Annotated in this window: 19 protein-coding genes and 1 tRNA gene; 9 read left to right on the forward strand and 11 right to left on the reverse strand. The window is 70.9% G+C overall.

Annotated elements, in window-relative coordinates:
• Positions 1–40: 40 nt before the first annotated feature.
• Entirely contained in the window at positions 41–493 is a 453-nt protein-coding gene (locus K1T35_RS46645) for a hypothetical protein (protein ID WP_370645547.1), read from the reverse strand.
• Positions 493–753 (reverse strand): hypothetical protein, encoded by a 261-nt coding sequence (locus K1T35_RS46650; protein ID WP_220258030.1) that lies wholly within the window; start codon positions 751–753, stop codon positions 493–495. The genes K1T35_RS46645 and K1T35_RS46650 overlap by 1 nt, the downstream gene beginning before the upstream one ends.
• Positions 754–1,184: 431 nt before the next feature.
• Between K1T35_RS46650 and K1T35_RS46655 the strand changes: the two genes are divergently transcribed.
• Positions 1,185–3,614: a (Fe-S)-binding protein gene (locus tag K1T35_RS46655; RefSeq protein WP_255621396.1), complete on the forward strand. Its 2,430-nt coding sequence runs from the start codon at positions 1,185–1,187 to the stop codon at positions 3,612–3,614.
• Positions 3,615–4,191: 577 nt separating this feature from the next.
• On the opposite strand, the gene K1T35_RS46660 is transcribed toward K1T35_RS46655, so the two are convergent.
• Positions 4,192–5,046 carry a hypothetical protein gene (locus K1T35_RS46660; protein WP_220258031.1) on the reverse strand — a complete coding sequence of 285 codons (855 nt, stop codon included), beginning with the start codon at positions 5,044–5,046 and terminating at the stop codon, positions 4,192–4,194.
• A 77-nt stretch (positions 5,047–5,123) separates the two neighbouring features.
• Positions 5,124–6,014 (reverse strand): AraC family transcriptional regulator, encoded by an 891-nt coding sequence (locus tag K1T35_RS46665; protein WP_255621397.1) that lies wholly within the window; start codon positions 6,012–6,014, stop codon positions 5,124–5,126.
• Between the two features lie 146 nt (positions 6,015–6,160).
• Between K1T35_RS46665 and K1T35_RS46670 the strand changes: the two genes are divergently transcribed.
• The gene (locus K1T35_RS46670; protein WP_220258032.1) at positions 6,161–6,790 is read left to right on the forward strand and encodes a class I SAM-dependent methyltransferase; all 630 of its coding nucleotides are present in this window, start codon (positions 6,161–6,163) and stop codon (positions 6,788–6,790) included.
• A 7-nt stretch (positions 6,791–6,797) separates the two neighbouring features.
• Here K1T35_RS46670 and dcd read toward each other — a convergent pair whose 3' ends face one another.
• Positions 6,798–7,379 carry a dCTP deaminase gene (gene dcd, locus K1T35_RS46675; RefSeq protein WP_220258033.1) on the reverse strand — a complete coding sequence of 194 codons (582 nt, stop codon included), beginning with the start codon at positions 7,377–7,379 and terminating at the stop codon, positions 6,798–6,800.
• Between the two features lie 20 nt (positions 7,380–7,399).
• Positions 7,400–8,518, reverse strand: a complete 1,119-nt coding sequence (locus K1T35_RS46680) for a UDP-N-acetylglucosamine 2-epimerase (protein ID WP_220258034.1) — start codon at positions 8,516–8,518, stop codon at positions 7,400–7,402.
• Between the two features lie 183 nt (positions 8,519–8,701).
• On the opposite strand from K1T35_RS46680, the gene K1T35_RS46685 reads away from it, so the two are divergent.
• Positions 8,702–8,772: transfer RNA gene (locus tag K1T35_RS46685), tRNA-Gly, on the forward strand.
• Positions 8,773–9,121: 349 nt separating this feature from the next.
• Here the strand turns inward: K1T35_RS46685 and K1T35_RS46690 are convergent.
• Positions 9,122–9,604 carry a GNAT family N-acetyltransferase gene (locus K1T35_RS46690; protein WP_220258035.1) on the reverse strand — a complete coding sequence of 161 codons (483 nt, stop codon included), beginning with the start codon at positions 9,602–9,604 and terminating at the stop codon, positions 9,122–9,124.
• Between the two features lie 346 nt (positions 9,605–9,950).
• On the opposite strand from K1T35_RS46690, the gene K1T35_RS46695 reads away from it, so the two are divergent.
• On the forward strand, positions 9,951–10,805 hold the full coding sequence (locus K1T35_RS46695) for an IniB N-terminal domain-containing protein (RefSeq protein ID WP_220258036.1): 855 nt from the start codon (positions 9,951–9,953) through the stop codon (positions 10,803–10,805).
• A 76-nt stretch (positions 10,806–10,881) separates the two neighbouring features.
• Here K1T35_RS46695 and dinB read toward each other — a convergent pair whose 3' ends face one another.
• Complete coding sequence (gene dinB, locus K1T35_RS46700; protein ID WP_220258037.1) at positions 10,882–12,078, reverse strand: DNA polymerase IV; 1,197 nt, start codon at positions 12,076–12,078, stop codon at positions 10,882–10,884.
• A gap of 63 nt (positions 12,079–12,141) precedes the next feature.
• Between dinB and K1T35_RS46705 the strand changes: the two genes are divergently transcribed.
• Positions 12,142–13,353: an aminoglycoside phosphotransferase family protein gene (locus K1T35_RS46705; RefSeq protein WP_220258038.1), complete on the forward strand. Its 1,212-nt coding sequence runs from the start codon at positions 12,142–12,144 to the stop codon at positions 13,351–13,353.
• 13 nt (positions 13,354–13,366) lie between these two features.
• On the opposite strand, the gene K1T35_RS46710 is transcribed toward K1T35_RS46705, so the two are convergent.
• From K1T35_RS46710 to K1T35_RS46720, 3 genes are read right to left on the reverse strand one after another with little or no spacing between them, the layout of a single operon-like run.
• On the reverse strand, positions 13,367–14,197 hold the full coding sequence (locus K1T35_RS46710; protein ID WP_220258039.1) for a hypothetical protein: 831 nt from the start codon (positions 14,195–14,197) through the stop codon (positions 13,367–13,369).
• Positions 14,198–14,237: 40 nt separating this feature from the next.
• Entirely contained in the window at positions 14,238–14,492 is a 255-nt protein-coding gene (locus tag K1T35_RS46715) for a hypothetical protein (protein WP_220258040.1), read from the reverse strand.
• Positions 14,493–14,538: 46 nt separating this feature from the next.
• The gene (locus K1T35_RS46720; protein WP_220258041.1) at positions 14,539–16,437 is read right to left on the reverse strand and encodes an Hsp70 family protein; all 1,899 of its coding nucleotides are present in this window, start codon (positions 16,435–16,437) and stop codon (positions 14,539–14,541) included.
• Between the two features lie 433 nt (positions 16,438–16,870).
• Between K1T35_RS46720 and K1T35_RS46725 the strand changes: the two genes are divergently transcribed.
• The 4 genes from K1T35_RS46725 to K1T35_RS46740 all read left to right on the forward strand — a co-directional run bounded on the left by K1T35_RS46725 (position 16,871) and on the right by K1T35_RS46740 (position 21,925).
• Positions 16,871–17,449 (forward strand): IniB N-terminal domain-containing protein, encoded by a 579-nt coding sequence (locus tag K1T35_RS46725; RefSeq protein ID WP_220258042.1) that lies wholly within the window; start codon positions 16,871–16,873, stop codon positions 17,447–17,449.
• Positions 17,450–17,630: 181 nt separating this feature from the next.
• On the forward strand, positions 17,631–18,443 hold the full coding sequence (locus K1T35_RS46730) for a hypothetical protein (RefSeq protein ID WP_220258043.1): 813 nt from the start codon (positions 17,631–17,633) through the stop codon (positions 18,441–18,443).
• 174 nt (positions 18,444–18,617) lie between these two features.
• Positions 18,618–20,441 (forward strand): dynamin family protein, encoded by a 1,824-nt coding sequence (locus K1T35_RS46735; RefSeq protein WP_220258044.1) that lies wholly within the window; start codon positions 18,618–18,620, stop codon positions 20,439–20,441.
• On the forward strand, positions 20,438–21,925 hold the full coding sequence (locus K1T35_RS46740; protein ID WP_220258045.1) for a dynamin family protein: 1,488 nt from the start codon (positions 20,438–20,440) through the stop codon (positions 21,923–21,925). The genes K1T35_RS46735 and K1T35_RS46740 overlap by 4 nt, the downstream gene beginning before the upstream one ends.
• The last annotated feature ends 26 nt before the right edge of the window (positions 21,926–21,951 follow it).

Consider the following 21,951-nt stretch of genomic DNA (forward strand, 5'->3'; position numbering starts at 1 on the left):
GCGGCCCGCGCGCTCCCTGGGTCTCTGCTCTCGGCCCGCGTCACTTCGTGACACGCGAACGCCCCTCCCAAAGGCCGGGCTGCACCCGGCGTCCTGCCTGCTGCTGCGGCTTCCCACGGCGAGCCTTGCGCGGCCCGACCACCGGCCCGACGCGTACGTGGCTCGAGCGGATGACGCCACCGGTCCCGGTGGTGCGTCGGCGAGGTCCGGTGATCTCGTGCCGGAAGAGCCCGACGACCTGGCCGAGTGGGCGCTCGTAGTTGATCCGCTGGCCGATGAAGCGCGTGACCACCACGGTGAGCACGAGCGCCCACGCGACCGAGAAGAAGTCGAGACCGATCCCGACCCGCCGCTGCACGAACATGATCAAGATCATGACAAGGAGGCCGAGCCCGTAGCTCACGTACCTCGCCCGCCAGGGGAACGTGGCGCGCGGGGGCCCGAGCCAGACGGAGTCGACGCGATAGATCTCGTCGTCGGTGCGGACGAGCATCACCCGATGAGGAGACCGGCCAGGAAATTGCCGATCTCCGGGCCGTTGCCGGACACCGCGATACCGAGGGCGACGAGGCCGACGATCAGGCCGACGCTGCGGCGCGCGACGCCCGCGTTGTCACCCTTCCCCCCTATCCACAGGAGGATGATCGCGATGCTGAGCAGGATGAGCGGGATCACATTGTCCTGGATCCACCCTTGGAGACCGCTGGTGCTCAGGGCCTGCGCATGCAGTACGAGCACCTGTGGTCCGGTCATGACGGCTCCTCCTCGTGGCGCTGCCAACCCGAGTTCGCCGCGTACCCGACCACCTCGGGCTGGTGGACGCCCGACCTGGTCTGCTCGGGCATTCGCGCACGAGTAGACCATGCTGACCAGGGCGAGCATAGAGGGTCGCCCGCGCGTCAGAGCCGAGTGACACGGACAGCAATTCGGCGGGGCGCAGGGGTGAACGTCGAGATCACGAACGCCCGATCTGGACCGGTTGAGTGACGAAATACGGACCCGTACCCGGAGGTGCGACCCCCGACGGCGGGTTAGGGTCACATCGCGCTCCGCTGTTACTGGCGAGTAGGTTGCGGCCTGATCAGCCGGAACGACGCCGCCGACCGGCGGAGAGCACGGGTCTACCCTGCTCCGCAACGGCCCGCGGTCCACCACCCGCGGCGCCAGCCCTGGGAGGAAAAGCCGTGGTTGTCAGACTCGTCATCGGACTGGCGATGACAGTTCTCGCCCTGGCGGTGTCGGGCCGCCGCGCCTACTGGCTCTACACGCTGATCAAGTCGGGACAACCGGCGAACGACCGGCTCCAGCAGCTGAACGAGCGGGTCAAAGCGCAGTTCGTCGAGGTGTTCGGCCAGCGGAAGCTGCTGCGGTGGTCGGTGCCCGGACTCGCGCACTTCTTCACGTTCTGGGCCTTCGTGATCTTGATCACGGTGTACCTGGAGGCGTACGGGGCGCTGTTCGACCACGACTTCCACATCCCGCTGATCGGCCGTTGGCCGCTGCTCGGGTTCCTGCAGGACTTCATCGCCTCCGCCGCGCTGATCTCGCTGGGCGTGTTCTCGGTGATCCGCATCCGCAACGCCCCGGACCGGCTGGCCCGGGCGTCGCGGTTCTACGGCTCGCACACCGGCGGCGCGTGGCTGATCCTGTTCATGATCTTCAACGTGCTGTGGACGATGTTCTTCTTCCGCGGCGCATCGGCTGCGCTGGGCGTGTTCCCCTACGAGTCCGGCGCGTTCGTCTCACTGGCCGTCGGGCAGCTGTTCTCCGCGCTGGGTCTTTCGGAGGGCACGCTGTTCGTGCTGGAGAGCGTTGGCCTCCTGCTGCACATCGGCGTGATGCTGGTGTTCACCGTGATCATCGCCTACTCGAAGCACCTGCACATCTTCACCGCCCCGCTCAACGTGTCGGCCAAGCGGCTGCCCAAGGCGTTGGGTCCGCTGCAGCCGATCGAGCACGAGGGCAAGCCGATCGACTTCGAGGACCCGCCGGACGAGGCGGCGTTCGGCCGCGGCAAGGTCGAGGACTTCACCTGGAAGGGCATGCTCGACTTCGCGACCTGCACCGAGTGCGGTCGCTGCCAGAGCCAGTGCCCGGCCTGGAACACCGGCAAGCCACTGTCCCCCAAGCTCGTGATCATGGACCTGCGGGACCACCTGCTCGCCAAGGCGCCCTACATCATCGGCGGCCAGGACGCCCCGGAAGAAGGTTCGATCGACTTCTCCGCCGGCCTGACCGCGCACCCCGGCCACGGGGTCCCCGAGTCCGGGTTCGAGCGCGTACCCGGCTCCGGCCCCGAGCAGGCCGCGCGGCCGCTGGTGGGAACCCTCGAGGCCGGCGGGGTGATCGACCCCGACGTGCTGTGGTCGTGCACCACCTGCGGGGCGTGCGTGGAGCAGTGCCCTGTGGACATCGAGCACGTCGACCACATCGTCGACATGCGCCGCCACCAGGTGCTGATCGAGTCGGAGTTCCCCTCCGAGCTCGGCGTGCTGTTCCGCAACCTGGAGAACAAGGGCAACCCATGGGGGCAGAACGCCAAGGACCGCCTGGAGTGGACCAAGAACCTCGACTTCGAGGTGCCGGTCTTCGACGGCGAGCTGTCCGCCGACACCGAGTACCTGTTCTGGGTCGGCTGCGCCGGCGCGTTCGACGACAACGCGAAGAAGACCGTGCGGGCCACCGCGGAGCTGCTGCACCGGGCCGGCGTTGGCTACGTCGTGCTCGGCCCCGAGGAGACCTGCACCGGTGACCCGGCGCGCCGCTCGGGCAACGAGTTCCTGTTCCAGATGCTCGCCCAGCAGAACGTCGAGGTCCTCAACACGGTCTTCGAGGGACGGGAGCCGGGCACCCGCAAGATCGTCACCACGTGCCCGCACTGCCTCAACACCCTTGGCCGCGAGTACCCGCAGCTGGACGGGCAGTACGAGGTGGTGCACCACACCCAGCTGCTCAACAAGCTGGTGCGCGAGGGCAAGCTGGTGCCGGTCGCGACTCCGGACGCGATGACCGACGTGACCTACCACGACCCGTGCTACCTGGGCCGGCACAACGAGGTCTACGCCGAACCCCGCGAGCTGGTCGGCGCCGCCGGGGTGAAGCTGGCCGAGATGCCCCGCCACGCCGACCGCTCCTTCTGCTGCGGCGCCGGCGGCGCCCGCATGTGGATGGAGGAGAAGATCGGCAAGCGGGTCAACCTCGAACGCGTCGACGAGGCGCTTGGCACCGGCGCCGAGAAGATCGCCACGGGGTGCCCGTTCTGCCGCGTGATGTTCTCCGACGGCCTCACCCAGCGCCAGAGCGAGGACAAGGGCACCGGCGTGGAGATCCTCGACGTCTCACAGATGCTGCTCGCCGCGGTCAAGCGCGGTGACGCCACCGAGAACGGCCACGTCACGGACGCGGTGGACGCGCTCGGCGCAGGGGCGCCGCACACCGCGGACACGACCCCGGCCAGCGGCACGCGCGCGAGCGGCGCGGGGGACGAGTCCGCCGTCCAGGCCGATCCGGCGGGCGATGTCTCCGTCGGCGGCGCGAGCACCGGCGGCGCAGAGCCGAAGGGGGCTCGTCCCGAGGGAGCGGCATCGGACGAGGAGCGCCCTACGGGTCGGTGAGCGCGGCCGCGTCGCTAGGTGGCTGGTGTCTTTCGGTGGTTGGTGGTTGGTGTCCTGGGCCTGAACCGGCTTCCTGACGGCGCCGCGCACTGTGCGGGGCCGCCCCTCGCACGGATCTCCCCCGTGCCGTCCCGCACCCGCTCTGCGGTCGCGCACCCCTTGTCGGTCCAGGCAACTCGTCGATGGGTCGCGTGGGCGGAGAAGGGGTGCGCCAGGGGTGGAGATCATTCCGAGCGCGACCCGGCGTTGTCCGAGGCCATGATCCGCTGGGCCGCGATCAACAGCATGACCCGAAGGATCGCCCGCGGCGGACCGGCCACCAGACAGCAGCGAGGCGAATTCCAAACCGTAAGTTGATCTTCTCGGAGTCCCTACGAGAGCCGTTCGGTCATCTGTACGACTGGACGGTCGACCACGCCGAGGAGATCCGGAAGTGCCAGCAGCGCTACGACCGGCGTCCTCACGCTGAACAGTCGTAGTCCGCCGCCCGGCGCGGCGCGACCCCACCCCTTTCGACCGCTACCGGAGGCCCTTGCGCACCGCGACGCCGCGCGGTTCTTTGGCCAGACGCAGGCCTTCAGGGCGCTCCTAGGACCGCGCAGGGGGCGAAGCCGCGCACGGCGAAGCGCTGGACGGACGGATCGGTCTGCATGATCAGGATGCGCCCGAGCTCCCGGCCTGCAGCGCTCGACCACGCCGTCGAGCACGCGTCGACGACCCAGCCGTCCGCGGACGGCTGCGGTTGGGGCAGGCTCTTCTCGTCCTGGCCGGGCGCACCGGACGCCCGGCGGTGCAGCTCCGCCACGGCATCGGGGCAACTCGCCGTACGGACCGCTCCGATCAGCTGAGCCTCCGCCTGGGGTGTGAGGAGCCGGCAGACCGGGGCGGCGTCGTCCTGCTGCACGGCGCTGAGGAGTGCCGGCAGGACGCGAGCGGCACGGGTCTCACCCAGCTGCACGCGCATCGGATCGCCTGCCCTGGCCTGCGTCTGCTCCAGCTCGACGCGGTCCTGGTGGAACGACAGGCCGAAGCCGATGCCGCTCACCACGCACAGCACCGCCCCGACCGCCGCCAGCCGCCACCACGGCAGCTGGGCAAGGCCGGCCAGCAGGACGCCGATGCTCGCCGCGAGCGCCCACGCCCACGGTCCGGTGCTCACCATCAGCCCGACGACGACGGCGAGGCCGGCGAGCGGGATGTCCCAGCCGCGGAGCAGACCGTCGAGCCGCAGCAACCGCAGCACGACGAGCGCGGCGATCCCGATCAGCCACGGGATCCACGAGAAGCCGGCGAACGGCCAGAGCAGCAGGGCAGCCGCCATGACGGCGAGGCCTGCTGCGCCGCGGGGCGATCGGGAGAAGCGGCGCCAGTCGAACCGCGGGCGGGGCGGACGTGGGCCGTTGCCCGAGGCCGGACCGGGCGGGACCGGCACGGGGGGCGGGTACGCCGGACGCGCCTCGGGAAGCCACGGGGGGCCGGGTTCGCGCGGCGGTTCCACGCGGCCCGAGGTTACTGGGTTTCGGACACGGCGTTGGCTCCGGCGCGGCGCCACTCGAGCGGTGAAGCGCCGTGGGCGCGCCGGAACCGCCGGGAGAAATAGCCGGGGTCGCGGTAGCCGACGCGGGCGCCGACGGCCTCGACGGTCAGCTCGGTATCGGCGAGCAGCCGCCGCGCCTCCACCATCCGGCGCTCGGTGATCCACTGCTGCACCGTGCGTCCGGTCTTGCGGCCCACAACGGTGGTGAGGTGGCCGGGGGTGAGCCCGACCCTCGCGGCGACGTCCGTGAGGGTCAACGGCCCGCGGAAGCCCGCCTCGATCGCATCGAAGACGGCCGCGAGCCGCGGCTCGTCACGAAGGACGAGGTCGTCGGATATGTGGGCCGCGAGCCGTGAGACCGCGACGAGCAGCAGGGTGAGGTGCGCGATCGCGGCCTCGTTGCACCCGTCGCGCCGTTCCAGCACCTCCCGCTCAACGGCGGCGATGTGCGCGACGAACGCGGAACGCTGCTCCGGTGGGACGTGCAGCCGCTGCGCCCCGCCCGCCACCCCCCTCACGAACGGGAAGAGCAGCGGATGGGCCCGCCACGACAGGAACGCGCCGAGGTCGCCCGGCTCGATCACGTCCGGCGGAAAGTACAGCGACCAGCCGTCGGCGTGGTGCAGCTCGGGATCGACGAACGTGACCACCTCGCCCGGAGCGACCAGCAGCACGTCACCGGTCTCGACCCGCCACTCGCGGTCGTCGAGCCGCACCCGGCCACCGCCGCGCTCGAGGTACATGAGCACGAGGAAGTCGTGGGCGTGCGGGAGTGGAGGCACGACGTCCGGTCGCATGTGGCCGTCGTGGACGCGCACCACGCCGACCGGCGGAACGCCGGGGACCCGACGGTAGCCGTACACCGGCGCGCCATTCCTCCTCGCCGTCCGGACCAGAACCGAAGATGGTCCTGGTATGCCCGACGAACGTCCCTTGGCGGCCGGTTCCTGCCTCTCCAGCCTGGAGTCCGACACCCGAATATCGTCGCATTCGAGATGGGAACACGGCCATGCCCCACCGCCACCACGAGCACGACTACCTACCCGCCATGACCAAGGACTGGTTGCTGCCGCTCTACGACCCGATGACCCGGCTGCTCGGCGTGCAGCGGATCCACCGGCGCCTCATCGAGCTGGCCGCCGTCGAGCAGGGGCACCGCGTGCTCGAGATCGGCTGCGGCCCCGGCGGTCTCGTGCTCCGGGCGCAGCGCATGCATCCGGACGCGGAGGTGGTGGGCCTCGACCCCGACCCGCTCGCCCTCGCGAGGGCCCGGCGCAAGGCGGAACGCGCGGGCCTGCCCGTGCGCTTCGACCAGGGGAAAGCCGGTGAGCTGCCCTATCCGGACGAGAGCATCGACCGGGTGCTCTCGTCGTTCATGTTCCACCACCTCGACGACGCCGAGAAGCGGCGCGCGCTCGCCGAGGTGCGCCGCGTGCTGCGCCCCGGCGGGCGACTCCACCTGGTCGATATCGCAGGCCACCACCACGGCCCGTTCGGCCGCCGGATGCAGCGCAACGAACATCTGCGGGACAACGCGGGCGACGGCATCCCGGACCGCATGCGCGAAGCCGGCCTCAGCGACGTCCGTACCGGTGAACGCGGCAGGCTCCGGACCACCTTCTACCGGGCGAGCCGCTAGCCGGGGACTATCGGCGGGTGTCGGCCCGGTGGAAGTTCCGGTAGGCCCGGGACGGCGTCGGGCCCCGCTGCCCCTGGTAGCGGGAGCCGACACCCTGGCTGCCGTAGGGCCGCTCGGCCGGGTTGGAGAGGCGGAGCAGGCACAGCTGGCCGATCTTCATCCCCGGCCACAGCGTGATCGGCAGGTTCGCGACGTTGGAGAACTCCAGCGTGATGTGCCCGCTGAAGCCCGGGTCGATGAAGCCGGCCGTCGAGTGGGTGAGCAGGCCGAGCCGCCCGAGACTCGATTTGCCTTCGAGGCGGCCCGCGAGGTCGTCGGGCAGCGACACCACCTCGAACGTCGAGCCGAGCACGAACTCGCCGGGGTGCAGCACGAACGGGTCGTCGGCCGCCGGCTCGACGAGCGAGGTCAGCTCGTCCTGCTGCTGGGCGGGGTCGATATGGGTGTAGCGGGAGTTCTGGAACACGCGGAAGAAGCGGTCAAGACGCACGTCGATGCTCGACGGCTGGAGCATCGCCTCGTCCCACGGGTCGAGCACCAGCCGGCCGGCGTCGATCTCCTTGCGCAGGTCACCGTCCGACAGCAGCACCGCGTCAGGGTACGAGGGACTCAGACCTGCGTGTTCGTCGGGGACGGCGAGCCGAGGTACGGCGAAGGGCACAGCCCGAACATCCACGCGACCGCCTGCTCGACGCGCGCGGCCGCGAGCCCGTCCGACGGCGTGACCGGGGTGATCCCGGCAGTGGCGAGGATCTGGCGCACCGTGGTCATGACGGCCGGGCTCAAGATGCTGCGGATGGAATCGCCCGGTTGCGGGATGTTCGGTCCGTCGACGAGCACCGCGGGTGTGCCGAGGCCCGGCGCGTCGGACACCAGCTCGGGATCGTCGGAGACGAGCACGGCGCTCGCCGCCACGAGCTGCACCAGCTCCGCGAGCGGCACGCTGCGTACCACCCTGGCCCGCTCGTGCTCCACCAGCGAATAGGCGGCCCCGTGGCCCGCCAGCTCACCGAACAGGACGATCTCGATGTCGGGCTCCCGCTCCAGCAGGTCGGGGAGCCCGGCCAGTACGCCGAGCGAGTCGGGGCGGTCGAGCCCGACCAGCACCAGCCGCGGCCCGCCCGCCCACACCCGGCGCACGAGGCGCGAGAACAGCAGGTCAGCGGGCTGGGGGTTGGCCGTGAGGGTCTCGCCGACCGTGATCGCGTTCGGACCGACCGCGCTGCCGACCGCTGACTGCGCCGTGACAAGGAACAGCGACGCGAGCTGGCCGATGATGCGCCGATTGGCCTCCTGCGGGAAGGGGCACAGCAGGTCGTCGGTGGCCACGCCGCTCTGCAGGTGCACCACCGGGATCTGCCGCCAGAACGCGACCTGCGCGGCCACCGCCGCCGTCATCCCGCCACCGTGGACCATGACGGCGGACGGGTCGAGGTCGACGAGCACCTCGTCGAGGCGCGCCATCAGGGTGGCCGCGATCGCGGCCGGCTGTGGGGCAGGCGGCTCCCGCAGCAGCACGGTGACATCCGCGGGTACCCCGAGCGCCTCGAAGGCCTCGTGCACCGACATCGGGTCGGGACCGGTGGCCACCGTGAGGGCACGGATCCGATCGGCCTGGCCGAACGCCGTGGCTACCGGGGCGAGCCGAGCCACCTCGGGAAGGCTGCCCGCGACGAGCAGAACGTCATGGTCGTGCTCGGGGCCGGGGAACGCGTCGAACTCGGTCATGCTGGATCCTTGGGCCGGGGGAGCTGGCCTGGCGGGGTCCCTGGAGTCTGAACCTGGCACGGACCGGGAGTCGAGAGCTTGCCTCAACTACTGGTTCCGGAAGAGTGAGAACCACCCTGATGGGCGTACGGCGCGGTGCTTGCCGGTGACGCAGCGTGAGATGCTAGGCTGCGATCGCGCCATGCGGATGTAGTTCAATGGTAGAACATCAGCTTCCCAAGCTGAGAACGCGGGTTCGATTCCCGTCATCCGCTCTCAGCCAAAGGCCCAGCTCAGACGGTGTCCACACCGGAGCTGGGCCTTCGTCGTAGTGACGCGAGCTTGCTCCCGCACACACCTCCACGCCTTCACACACACACCTCCGGACGTGTGCGCCGAAGCCGCCCGGTGTGTGCGACGGCCGCAGCGGCCGCCACGTGCTACTGCCCAGCGGGTTCGCAGAGGCTCGCCTGTCAAGGGTCGCGCAGCGATCGCGAAGCGACGCGCAGCGCCCTTGACAGGGGAGGGGCGACCTCGCACCCTGCGCGGCGCCACCGGAGGCCCGGCGGCTTGGCGGCTTGATGGGGGCTCAGTGCCAACACCTGTTCGAGCCAACGCGACGGTCTACCCGAGCACCTTGGACATCTGCATCGTCGAGACGGCGTAACCGCTCTTGCGGTACAGGGCGATCGCCGCCAGGTTCGTCGCGACGACGTTGAGGCCGAGCCGGGTCATGCCGTCGCGCGCGACCAGCGCCTCGACCTCGGCGAGGATCGCCGAGCCGTACCCGTTGCGGCGCGCGTGCGGGTAGACGTTGATGTCGTACAGCCACGCTGCGTCGGAGCCCTCGGCGCGATGCGGGTCCGGCCCGACCCACGCGTTCCCGACGGGCTCACCTGCCGCATCCTCGGCGATCACGAGGATGTGCCGCGGGGTGGCAGCCCCCTGCGGCAGGTACTGCGCGATGCCACCCGCCGCCGTAGCGCGCGCCTCATCCTCGGACATGGTCGCGACCAACTCCCGGACTACCGCGCCCTGCACCTCGTCGACGTACGAGCGGTACTCGTCCTCGGTCATCTCGCGCAGCGTCACGCGTGGTCGATCCATACCCCCATGGTGTCCAGGGGCCGGCTTGGGGATCAACGCAGTCACGGCGGTTCCGACCGGTGGGACTACCTCCCCCGCTCGCGGAGCTCGCCGGCCCCGACATCCACAGGGATTACGCCTAGCGTGGACACCGACCCGCCACGTTCCCCCTAATGGACGCTTGTGACGTGCGGGGACACGCCCCATCCCCCTAATGGGGGGTGTCCTCGACCCCCGAACCGGCGCAGACCGGGACCCGGTCCGCACCCCGATGGCGATCAGTCCCCTTGCTCCTAGATTTCACCTCAGCAGCCGGCGGAGCCCCGCCAGGCTCGTTCCCCAACATTTGACGGAGCTGATCTTCATCATGGCCGACCAGTCCCTGTGGGAGTTCCTGCTCAACCTGCTCAGCGACCCCGAGGCCCGCGCGGAGTTCAACGAGGACCCGGAGGGCACGCTCAGGGACGCCGGGTTCGAGGACGTCTCCCCGCATGACCTCAAGGACGCCATCGACCTGGTCAACGACCAGAGCGACGTCACCTACGAGGCCCCCGAGGTGACCAACGACGACGTGACGGCCAAGGAGTACATCCAGACGGTCGTCAACAACGTCGAGAACAACAGCTACACCGAGATCGACAACTCGACGAGCATCGAGGCCGGCGGCGACGTCACCATCGACAACAGCGTCGACGACCACTCCATCCACGGCGACGGCAACGCCAGCTTCGACGGCGACATCAGCGACTCCAACGTCGCCGCTGGTGAGGACAGCATCGCCGGCGAGGACATCACGAGCTCCGAGGGTGACGGCAACACCTTCGGTGACGGCAACACCACCATCAACGGCGACGGCGACAACACCGTCGTCGGCGACGACAGCAACTACGTCGGCGAGGACGCCAACGCCTCCTTCGGCGGCGGCGACGTCTCCTCCACCGAGTTCAACGGCGACGTCAACGTGGGCGACGGCTCGTCGTTCGCGGCCGGCGGCAGCAGCTCCTCGGTCTCGTCCGACGACGACTACACCGACAACAGCGTCAGCGACTCGGGCAACACCACCACCGAGTACGAGGACTCGTTCAACTCGTCGAGCGACGACGACAGCTACAGCTCCTCGAGCGACGACGACAGCTACAGCTCGTCGAGCGACGACGACAACTACAACAACGAGGACAGCAGCAGCAGCGTCTCCGCCGGCCACGATGTCGACATCTCCTGATCTCACGCACTGACGAAACCCGCCACCGGCGCTGCCGGTGGCGGGTTTCTTCTGTTCGGGCCGCGGCGCACTCGTCTCAGTCGGGTAGGAGTGGCACCGCGAAGCCCTGGTCGCGCCCCAACAACACCGCACGGGTGACGGCCGACGTGCCGAACCGGCGGTGCACCTCGTCGAGGGCCGTGTCGAGCGCGTCCGCATCGCCCTCGTCGAACGGCAGCTCGAGCTGCATCGTGGCGTCGTCGTCGAGGTTGCCGACGGCGATGCCGACGAGGGTGCACCCGCGCTCCCGGATGAGCGGCTGCGCCCTGGCCATGAGAGCCCGCACGGCGGCGAGCACCTCGATGGTGCCGGACGTCGGCTGGGCAAGGGTGTGGGAGCGGGAGATGCGGGAAAAGTCGGCGAACCGCAGCCGCAGCATCACCGTGCGGCCCACCCGGTGGGCCTTGCGCATTCGGCGCGTGACGCGGTCGGCCAGCCCGACGACCACGGCGTCGATGCTCTCCGGTGTGTGCGGCCCCCGCCCGATGGCCCGCTGAGAGCCGATCGACCCGCGCCGGCGGCCGACGACGACCGGGCGCGGGTCGCGGTTGTGGGCGAGAGCGTGCAGGTGGCGCCCCAGCGCGCGGCCCAGCGTCGACACGAGCACCGACTCGGGGAGCGCCGCGACCTCGCCCACGCTCGAGATGCCGTACTCGTGCAGCTTCGCGGCCGTGATCCGCCCGACGCCCCACAGCCGCTCCACGGCGAGCGGGTGCAGGAACGCCAGCTCCCTGTCGGGCGGGACGACCAGTAGCCCGTCCGGCTTGGCCACCCCGCTCGCGACCTTGGCCAGGAACTTCGTGCGGGCGACGCCGACGGTGATCGGCAGGCCGACGCGCTCGCGAACCTCCGCCCGCAGCCGCACGGCGATGTCGATCGGCGAGCCGGAGATCCGGCGCAGGCCGCCGACATCGAGGAACGCCTCGTCGATGGAGAGGCCCTCCACCAGCGGCGTGGTGTCCCGGAATACCTCGAACACCGCCTTGCTCGCATCCGCGTACGCCGACATCCGCGGCGGGACCACGATCGCGTGCGGGCACAGGGCGAGGGCCTGTCTGCCGCCCATGGCGGTGGCCACCCCACACGCCTTGGCCTCGTAGCTGGCCGCGAGCACCACGCCCCCACCGACGATCACCGGTCGCCCCCGCAGCCGGGGGTCGTCGCGCTGCTCGACCGAGGCGTAGAACGCGTCGAGGTCGGCGTGGAGGATGGAGGCCTCACCGGGCACGAACATATGTTCGCATCGGTCACCGACAACTGCGAGAACCCGTTGGACCCACCGGGGAGGATCGAGCGCGTGGAGCAGACCGGTCGCCGGGTTCGCGCGCTCGTGGTGCACGACGGCGCCCTGCTCGGCGCGCTGCCCCCGTTCGACGTGACGAGCCCCTGGTGGCCGGACGTCGAGCCGGTCGTGGCCGAGCTGGACCGGCGGCTCGGAGCCCGCACGGCGGTGCTCCGCATGGTCACGGCGGTCGGCAGGTCGATGCGGGGCGGCGAGGTCACCTACCTCGCCGAGGCGCTGACCCCACCGCCATCGGCACCCGAATGGGACGGTGCTCCCGATCCGGGTGTTCTCACGCCGCAGGAGCACCGGATGCGCTGGGCCGAGCCGGGCGGACCGGCGCGGGTGCTGGACTGGGCGACGGCCGAGCTGCACGCGCTGGACCGATCGCTCACCGGCCCGCCGGTGCAGGTCAAGTCCTGGAACCTCTCCTGCCTCTACCGGCTGCCCACGACGGCCGGAACCGTCTGGATCAAGTGCACGCCGCCGTTCCTCGCACCCGAGGCGCTGGCCGCCGGCTACGTGGCCGAGCACGACCCGGACCTCGTTCCCACGGTGCTCGCCGCCACCACCGACGGCGGGTGCACGCTGATGGCCGAGGTACCCGGCAACGACTGCTGGAACGCCGACGCCGCCACGGTCCGCGAGGTGCTGCCCCGGTACGTCGCCGTGCAGGCCGCGCTCGCCGGACGCGAATTGCCCGGGCTGCCCGACCGCCGCGTGTCCACGCTCGCCTCCCGCGCCGAACGGCTGCTCGCGCCGGACGTGACCGGAGAGCTCGACCCAGCCGAGCGGCAGGCGCTCGCCCGTTTCGTCGCCGAGCTGCCGGACCGCGCGGCCACGATCGTCGCCACGGGGTTGCCCGAGACCCTCGTGCACGGCGACTTCCATCCGGGCAACTGGCGCTCCGACGGTCACCGCCGCGTGGTCTTCGACTGGTGCGAAGGCAGTCGTGGCCACCCCGCTTGCGACGTGCTGCGACTCACCGAATGGCTACCGGCCCCGCTCGCCGCGGTGGCGACGGAATGCTGGGCGGCCGAGTGGCGCACCGCAGTGCCCGGGTGCGACCCCGGCCGGGCCGCGGAGCTGGTACGACCCGTTCAGCACCTCGAGGCCGCGCTCACCTACCAGCAGTTCCTCGACGGGATCGAGCCGGACGAGCGGCCCTACCACGAGGGCGACCCGGCGGAGCAGATCCGCATGGCGCTGGCTCACCTCGGCACATAGTGTCCGGCTTGGGTCATCTCGTGCGGCGTGGCCGCAATGGCGGAGCCTTCGCGATCAAGACGGTGCCCGCGAGTGCCGCTGCGAGCCCTACGGCGAGCACCCAGCCCCAGCCGGGCCGGACCGGGTCGCCGAGCAGCCAGATCCCGACCATCCCCGGCACCAGCACCTCTGTGACGGTGAAGACCGCCATGACAGCGCCGACCTCGCCGCGGGAGAGCGCCGCGGTGTAGCCCACCATCCCGACCAGCCAGAACCCGACCACCAGGTACGTGGAGGGCTGGCCGAGCAGGAGCACGAGGTCGAGCCCTTCACCGGTCTGGACGTGCGCGGCGCGTACCGACACCGCGCCACCGCCGAAGCCGAGGCCCGACACCACGGCGAGGGGCCACGCGTGCTTGCCCTGCCGGAGTATGAGCACGCCGACCGCCAGCAGAAGAACGGACGCCAGCAGCACCACGTCGACACCCGCCCGGTGCACAGGAGGCTGCTCGCTGCCTGCGCTCGCGGCCACGAGCACCAGCCCGGCGAGGCAACCCGTGACGGCCAGCCGCGTGGTCATCGGCAGCCGGGCGCCGATCAACCGGGCGCTCACCAGCGCCGTGAGCGCGATGGTGCCGCCGATCACGGCTTGAACGGCGAACACGGGCAGCACCCGCAGTGCCATCACGGCGCATCCCCACGCCACCAGGTCCAGCAACATCCCGGCGAGATAGCGCGGCTGAATTGCCGCGGGTCTGGTCCGGGTGGCCCGCCGGGCACCCGCCGCCTGCAGCAGCGCGCCGCAGCTGTTGAGGACCATCGCAACAGCGGCGAACAGGATCCCCACCAGCACGACGTTCAGCATGCCTCACGGGGCCACGACAGGTTCCGGTGAGGCCCGCCCGTCAGGGCCGCTGGCGCTGCTTCGAGACCTCGAAGAAGCCGCTCATCAGGCCGCCCGGCAGCGCGGCATTCGGGTCCCAGCGGGACGCGCGGTGCTCATGCAGCATCCGGCGCGGCGCTTCGGAGGCGCGGACGACCAGGAGCGCGACGAGCGTAAGGACGATCACGGGCACCCCGATCACCAGGATCGGCCACCCGAAGTACCCGTACGCCACGAGCACGGCCGCCAGTTCGAGGCCGACGACCAGGACTCCCATCCGCAGCACAGCGGTATTCCCTTCTCGGTGTTCGGTGTAGCAGCGCTCAGAGGCTCGGCGCCGCGGGCGCACCCGCGGGCTCTACCTCTTCTACATCGCCGACGGGGCCCGCCGCGTTGCTGTCGCCCTCGCTGCCACCCGACTCGGAGTCGGAGTCGCCGCTCGAGTCGCTCTCGGAGTCGCTGCTCGAGTCGGGGTTCTTGGTCGAGTTGCCGCCGCCCTTCGTGGGCTCGCTCGCCTTCGTCGTCGTCTTGGTCGCGGCCGGGGGTTCCTCGGCGGCGGAGGTCGCCGGAGCGCTCGTCGCCTCGCCGGCAGGGGGCGCTACCGGGGCAGGCTCGCCCCCACCACCGGAGCCGCGGCCGCCACCGCCGCTACCGCTTCCGCCCGACTCGGACGGCGCGGAGGTCACCCCGAGCGTGCTCTCGTTGCCCGCGGGGTCCGTCGGCGTTCCGGACATGTTCTGCCACAGAACGATCGCCAGCACCACGGCGCCGACGGCCAGCACCGCGCCCAGCCCGATGGCCATGACATTGGGCCGGCGCCGCTCCGGCAGATCCGGCTCGCGGTCGTCGTCGTAATCCCACTCCGGCTCCGGCCGCTGGTGGGCGTGGCGGGCCTGGCGCGGAGCCGGCTCGGTGAGCATCGCGGCGGCAGGTTCGGGTGCGGGACGGGCCGGAGCGCCGTAGTGGCCGGGGCCAGGTCGGTCGCCGTGGGGCGGGGTGCCCGGGCCGTCGTTGTAGGGGCCCTCGTTGTACGGCCCGCTGTAGGGCATGCCCGGCATCCCGGGAGGCGGCGGGGCCATCCGCGGCGGACGGGCAGGCGGCGGCCCAGGAGGCATCCCGGGGGCGGGGGCCCCTGCCGGCATGGCCGCGGGCTGCGGGGCCAATGAAAGAGCGGCACCCTTTGCGATGGCGTTCTTCGGGTCGGCGTCGACCGCGACCGGCCGGCCGAGCTGCTCGGAGACGAGCTGTGCGACGAGCGGGATCCGCGAGGAGCCGCCGACGAGCAGCACGGCGCTGAGCTGGTCCGGAGCGAAGCCCGCCGAGATCACCGCTGAACGCAGCGCCGCGACGGTGTCCTCCACCTGCGGCCCGATCATCGCCTCGAACTCGCTGCGGTGCAGCCGAACGGAACCGCGCGAAGACGGGAGCAGCACCGGGATCGACACCTCGGTGTCGCTGGAGAGGGCCTCCTTGGCCTCGGTGCACTCGCGCCGGATGCGCGCCACGGCCGACAGCACAGCCGGATCGCTGTCGTCGAGCTCGGCGAAGGCGTCGGGCATGCCCTCGAGCACGTGCTCGAACACGGCCTGGTCGAAGTCGATGCCGCCGAGCCGCTCGAGGCCCTCCGGCCGGCCGACCATCCGGAAGTCAGTGTCGCCCTTGCGCACGACCGCGGCGTCGAACGTGCCGCCGCCGAAGTCGTACACCGCGATGGTGGAGCCGGCGCCCACGCGCTCGTTGGCGGCATAGCTCATGGCAGCCGCCTGGGGCTCCGCCAGGAACGTGACGGTGAGGCCCTGGTTGGCGAGAGCGGTGGACAGCAGCTCCTTCTTGTGCTGTCCCCACGCGGCGGGGTGGGTGACCGCGATCCGCTCGGCGGGGCCGCCCTCGCGCTCGGCGACCCGGTCGACCACCCAGCGGACGAGCCATGCGGACAGATCCTGCGGGGCCCACGGCCTGCCCGCGACCATCACCGGGGTCGGGTCGCCGATGCGGCGCTTGAACTCGCGAACCACGCAGTCCGGGTCGGTCAAGGCCCTGCGCTCGGCGGCCTCGCCGACGACGATGGAATGGTCCTGCCCGACGAAGACGACCGACGGAACGGTCGCACCGCGGCTACCGAGGGTGACGACTTCCGGTTCTCCCCAGCGGTTGCCCGAGGAGCGACACACTGCGGCGCAGGTGAACGTCGTCCCCAGGTCGATCCCGAGCTGGTACGCCATGCCTTTCCCCTCACCCCGACAACCGGCCTGTAGACCGGTCCCACCATCGCATCGCGGGCTCCCGGCCTGTCGTTAGCCCCCTCCAGGGGCCCCATTGGACCAAGGACCACGCCCCCCTCACCCAATCGGGGGTCCCCCTAATCCCCCGAACGGGGGTTCCCACACTGTGGGGGATCCCCGAGGGCCGAGCAACCCCTGGCCCAACGTTCTGCACAACGCGGCCGCCCCGGCCTCGGACACGCACCACGGGGACAACGAGATCAAGGCGACAGTGCACGTGCCGGTGGAACTCCACGACGACGGCGGCTCCAACCACCCCGTGGGCCGGTTCCCCTAACGCCGGATCGATGGACGGTGCCGCATCCCCGATGGCCGTGAGCCGTCCCGGATCTACCGTTCTTTCCGATCCCGCGAGCACCGGAGAGACGAGTCGATGGCCGAGACGCTGTCCCTGATGGAGTTCCTGCAGGCGCTCCTCGCCGACGCGGGGCTGCGCGGCGCATTCGGGGACGACCCACAGGGCACTCTCGCCGCCCACGGCCTCGCCGATCTCACCCCCGCCGACGTGCACGACGCGCTCGTGCTCGTGCAGGACACCCAGACCGTCGACTACTCCCTCGACGCGGCGAGCACCGCGCCGCAACCCCCGCCGCCTGCCGGCGACGGCCACGAGGCCGCGGTGGAGTACCTGGCCCGCTACCTCGCCGGCCCGGAGCAGACCGATCCGGCCCAGCAGTGGACCGATCCCGATGACGTCCGACTCGGTGGTTTCGGCGCAGGCGACGACGCCGGGTACGGCGCAGGCTCGGATCTCCCCGTCGACGACAGCGCATGGGCCACCCCCGAGCCACAGCCGGACCATCGGCCCGACGACCAGATCGGTGTCGACCTCGAGGACTTCGGTCACCTCGTCGACTTCGACGAGTTCACCGGCTTCACCGGCTTCACCGACGTGCCCGACGACATCCCGGACGGCCACGACGGCGGCCCGACGCTGCCCGAAGGGGCCTGAACCCCACCTGAGTACGCCGTACCCCCAATGCCCCTACGGGGCCGGCGCCCGAATCCCCGTACGGGCGCACATCTCGGACTCTGGATGATCCCCGATGGCCCGGATGGCTGATCGCCATACCGTTCGGACCAATGCCGGAAACCCCCGAACCGGCACCTCCCACCCATGGAGTTGAGCCACGATGTCGACGCCGAACCTGCTCGAGTTGCTCCAGAATCTGCTCCGGGACCCGACCGCGTACCGCGAGGACCCGGAGGGCTTTCTCTCCTCGGCCGGCGATGTCTCGCCCGAGGACATCCGCGAGGCGCTGATCCTGCTCCAGGACCGGCAGGACTCCGACCTGGGCCGCGTCAACAACACCGGCGGCAACCACGTCGTCCACGTGCCCCCGCCCGCGGCTGCGCCGGAGCCCGGCGAGAGCAACCAGGAGGCGGCGGTCCGCTACCTGGACACCTACGTCACCAGCAACCACGTCGACGACAGCGACGACAACTCGGTCAGCCAACAGACCGAGCCGGACGAGGGCGACTTCGACCAGGACATCGACGCCGACTCCGACCTGACCTCCGACGACGAACTCGAGGACTCCGACGACGAGGACGATGAGGACGACGACGAGGACGACGACGAGGACGCCACCGGCGACGAGGACGACGAGGACAGCTCGACCGACGACGACAAGGACGACGACGAGGGCGAGGGCGACGAGGGCGACGACGAGCTCGTGGCCGCCGACGACGACAACGTGGGCTTCGGCGACGGGGACACCTCCGCCACCGAGATCGACGGTGGCACATCCGCCGACGACGGCGAGACCAGCACCATCGACAGCTCACCGCATGACTCCGGTGACCCCACGACCGACTTCACCGACAGCTCGGACACCTCGGTGGACGGGACGTACGACGACAACAGCACGTACACCGACGACGACACGGCCGCCACGGACAGCCATCCCAGCACCCAGGAGGCGTACAGCACCGAGGTCGTCTGATCACTGGTCGCAGCTCCGTGTGACCGGCGCTGTAGCCTGCCGGGTGATGCGCCGCCGGCCCCGCCACTCAACGGGAGTACCCGAGGGTGGCGGGGCCGGTGTCGTAGCGGCCGATCCGGTGAGTCAGGATCGGGCGGACGGCCAGCAGGTGTCGACGAGGAGGGAAGGACCGGCGTGGCGGTTCCCGCAGCGGTCGAGTTGGTCGACCTCGCGCTGAAAGCAACCACCGCCTACGAGCGTCCCGACCTCGGTGGGCGACTGCTCCAGACCCGCAAACGGCTCGCCGACCCCGACGTGCGGGTGCTCATCGTCGGTGAGTTCAAGCAGGGCAAGAGCCAGCTCGTCAACGCGCTGGTCAACGCTCCGGTGTGCCCGGTCGACGACGACATCGCCACCGCGGTGCCCACGGTGGTCAAGTACGCCGAGACCACGGGGGCCGCACTGGTGCGCGAGGGGGAGTCGGAGGACTCCACGGAGCGCACCGCGGTGCCGGCCACCCAGCTGGTGCAGCACGTCTCGGAGGCCGGCAACCCGGGCAACAAGGCATTGATCAGCTACGCCGAGGTCGGGCTGCCGCGCAAGCTGTTGTCCGGTGGGCTGGTGCTGGTGGACACCCCTGGTGTCGGCGGGCTCGGGTCGGCCCACGGCGCGGCCACCATGTCGGCGCTGCCCAGCGCCGACGCCGTGCTGCTGGTCTCCGACGCTGCCCAGGAGTACACCGCACCCGAGCTGGAGTTCCTGGACGCGGCGATGAAGCTGTGCCCCAACGTGGCGTGCGTGCTCACCAAGACCGACCTGTACCCGCACTGGCGGCGCATCGAGGAGCTCGACCGCGGCCACCTGCGCAAGGCCGGCGTGAAAGCCGAGATCTTCCCGGTCTCGTCGGTACTGCGGCTGCACGCGGCGAAGGAGCAGGACGCCGAGCTGATGGACGAGTCCGGCTTCAAGCCGCTCGTCGACTACCTGCTGCACAAGGTCGTGGCCCAGTCCGACGATCTCGACCGGCGCTCCACCAGCCACGACGTGCTCTCGGTGGCCGACCAGCTGGCGTCCGGGATGAAGGCAGAGCTCTCGATCCTCGAGGACCCGGAGAAGGTCAACGCCCTCGTCGAGGACCTCACCAAGGCCAAGTCACGGGCCGACGAGCTCAAGCAACGCTCCTCGCGCTGGCAGATCACCCTCAACGACGGGGTGGCCGACCTGCAGTCCGACATCGGCTACGACCTGCGCGACCGGCTGCGCACCATCGGGCGCGAGGCCGACCGGCTCATCGACGAGTCCGACCCGGCCGAGGTGTGGGAGCAGTTCTCCGACTGGTTCCACCAGCAGATCTCCTCCGCGGCGTCGGCCAACTTCGTCTGGGCCGCCGAGCGGGCCCGGTACCTCGCGGTGCAGGTGGCCGAACACTTCGCCGAGGGCGCCGAGATCGCCATGCCCGAACTGCGGTTCGACGACGAGGGCATCGCCGGCAAGGTCGACCAGCTCGAGCAGCCGGAGGCGGAGCGCCTCGGGCGCGGCATGCAGCTCCTGACCGGCATGAAGGGCGGTTACGGCGGCATGCTGATGTTCGGGATGATCGGCACGCTGGCGGGGTTCTCGGTCTTCGCGGGCGCACCGGCCGGCCTGCTGCTGGGCATCAAGGCGGTGCGCGACGAGAAGAAGCGGCTGCTGACGAAGCGCCGGGCCGACGCCAAACAGGGCGTGCGCAAGCACATCGACGAGGTCACATTCCAGGTGGGCAAGGACTCGGGCGACATGCTGCGACGCACCCAGCGCCAGCTGCGCGACCACTTCAGCGCGCTCGCCGAGGAGATGAGCACCTCGATCTCCGCGTCCGTCCAGGCCGCGCAGAACGCCTTGAAGACCAACACGTCGGGTCGCGAGAAGCGGATCCGCGACCTCAAGGCGGAGCTCGCCCGCATCGACGGCATGGCGCAGCGCGCCAAGGCGCTGGTGAACGACAAACGAGCGACCGCGATCTCCGGAGGTGCCGCATGAGTGCGCCCGCGCCCCCGCTCGGCGCCGCAGTACGGATCCTGCTGCGCCAGGCGATCGAGGCCTACCAGGACAGCCCGCAAGCACACGGCTGGCTGACGCACAACCTGCAGCGGTTCGACGAGCCGCTGCGGGTCGCCATCGCCGGAAAGGTGAAGGCGGGCAAGTCGACGCTGCTGAACGCGCTGGTCGGGGAGCAGATCGCCCCCACCGACGCCGGCGAGTGCACCCGCGTCGTCACCTGGTACGTCGACGCCCAGTCCCCACGCGTCCGGATGTACCCGCGCGGCTCGGACCCACAGCAGCTCACGATCAACCGCTCCGGCGGAGGGCTCTCGTTCGACCTGAACGGCTTCCCGGTGGAGAAGGTCGACAAGCTCGAGGTGGAGTGGCCGTCGCAGAGCCTGCGCACGCAGACGCTGATCGACACCCCTGGCATCGCGTCGCTGTCGGCCGACACCTCGTCGCGGGCGGGGGCGTTCCTCGCGCCGGAGGACGCGCCGACCCAGGCCGACGCCGTCATCTACCTGATGCGTCACCTGCACAACACGGACGTCCGGTTCCTCGAGTCGTTCTTCGACCAGGGCGTGGCCCGGGCTACCCCGGTCAACACCATCGGGGTGCTCTCGCGCGCCGACGAGATCGGCGCCGGCCGGCTCAACGCGCTCACCTCGGCGCGGAAGATCGCCCGGCGCTACCGGGCCGACGACAAGATCCGCGGGCTGTGCCAGACCGTGGTCGCCGTGGCGGGGCTACTGGCCCAGACCGGCCGCACGATGCGCCAAGGCGAGTTCACGGCGCTCACCGCGCTCGCCGCGATGCCCCGCGCGGACATCGAGGCGATGCTGCTGTCGGCCGACCGCTTCTCCCGCACCGAGCTCGACTCGCCCGATGCCCCGGACTCGCAGACCCGAGCCCGCTTGATGGAGCGGTTCGGGATGTTCGGAGTGCGGCTGGCCACCACGCTGATCCGCCAGGGCATGACCGACCCGACCGCCATCTCGAACGAGCTCGTCAAGCGCAGCGGTCTCGACGAGCTGCGCAGCGTGCTCTCCACGCAGTTCAGCGAGCGGCGGGATCTGCTCAAGGCGCGGTCGGCGCTGCTGTCCGTCGACCTGGTGCTCACCCGCGAGGAGCCGCGGGCCGCCACCGCCCACCTGGCCGGTGAGGTGGAACGCATCCTCGCGGGAGCGCACGAGTTCGCCGAGCTGCGTCTGCTCTCCGCGCTGCGTGCCGGGGCCATCAAGCTGCCCAAGGAAGTGCTGCAGGAGGCCGAGCGGCTGCTGGGCGGCGACGGCGGGGCGGCCCCCGCCCGGCTCGGGCTGGAGCCGGACGCAAGCCAGCAGGAGATCTGGGATGCCGCCATCGACTCGGCGGGCCGCTGGCGGCGACGGGGCGAAAGCCCGCTGTCGAGCCGAGCTGTTGCCGACGTCGCGCGCCAGGTGGTCCGCAGCTGCGAGGGCATCCTGGCCACCATGCGGAACTGAGGTCAGCGCCGATGCCCAGTGTCCCC

Origin of the sequence: Pseudonocardia sp. DSM 110487, assembly GCF_019468565.1 — a bacterium.
Classification (GTDB): domain Bacteria; phylum Actinomycetota; class Actinomycetes; order Mycobacteriales; family Pseudonocardiaceae; genus Pseudonocardia.

What these genes read in the sequence shown, in the direction of transcription:
- K1T35_RS46650 (WP_220258030.1), bottom strand. Translation starts at nt 753, where the DNA reads ATGACCGGACCACAGGTGCTCGTACTGCATGCGCAGGCCCTGAGCACC.
- K1T35_RS46670 (WP_220258032.1), top strand. Translation starts at nt 6,161, where the DNA reads ATGCCCCACCGCCACCACGAGCACGACTACCTACCCGCCATGACCAAG.
- K1T35_RS46725 (WP_220258042.1), top strand. Translation starts at nt 16,871, where the DNA reads ATGGCCGAGACGCTGTCCCTGATGGAGTTCCTGCAGGCGCTCCTCGCC.
- K1T35_RS46695 (WP_220258036.1), top strand. Translation starts at nt 9,951, where the DNA reads ATGGCCGACCAGTCCCTGTGGGAGTTCCTGCTCAACCTGCTCAGCGAC.
- K1T35_RS46680 (WP_220258034.1), bottom strand. Translation starts at nt 8,518, where the DNA reads ATGACCGAGTTCGACGCGTTCCCCGGCCCCGAGCACGACCATGACGTT.
- dinB (WP_220258037.1), bottom strand. Translation starts at nt 12,078, where the DNA reads ATGTTCGTGCCCGGTGAGGCCTCCATCCTCCACGCCGACCTCGACGCG.
- K1T35_RS46710 (WP_220258039.1), bottom strand. Translation starts at nt 14,197, where the DNA reads ATGCTGAACGTCGTGCTGGTGGGGATCCTGTTCGCCGCTGTTGCGATG.
- K1T35_RS46715 (WP_220258040.1), bottom strand. Translation starts at nt 14,492, where the DNA reads ATGGGAGTCCTGGTCGTCGGCCTCGAACTGGCGGCCGTGCTCGTGGCG.
- K1T35_RS46720 (WP_220258041.1), bottom strand. Translation starts at nt 16,437, where the DNA reads ATGGCGTACCAGCTCGGGATCGACCTGGGGACGACGTTCACCTGCGCC.
- K1T35_RS46645 (WP_370645547.1), bottom strand. Translation starts at nt 493, where the DNA reads ATGCTCGTCCGCACCGACGACGAGATCTATCGCGTCGACTCCGTCTGG.
- K1T35_RS46740 (WP_220258045.1), top strand. Translation starts at nt 20,438, where the DNA reads ATGAGTGCGCCCGCGCCCCCGCTCGGCGCCGCAGTACGGATCCTGCTG.
- K1T35_RS46690 (WP_220258035.1), bottom strand. Translation starts at nt 9,604, where the DNA reads ATGGATCGACCACGCGTGACGCTGCGCGAGATGACCGAGGACGAGTAC.
- K1T35_RS46730 (WP_220258043.1), top strand. Translation starts at nt 17,631, where the DNA reads ATGTCGACGCCGAACCTGCTCGAGTTGCTCCAGAATCTGCTCCGGGAC.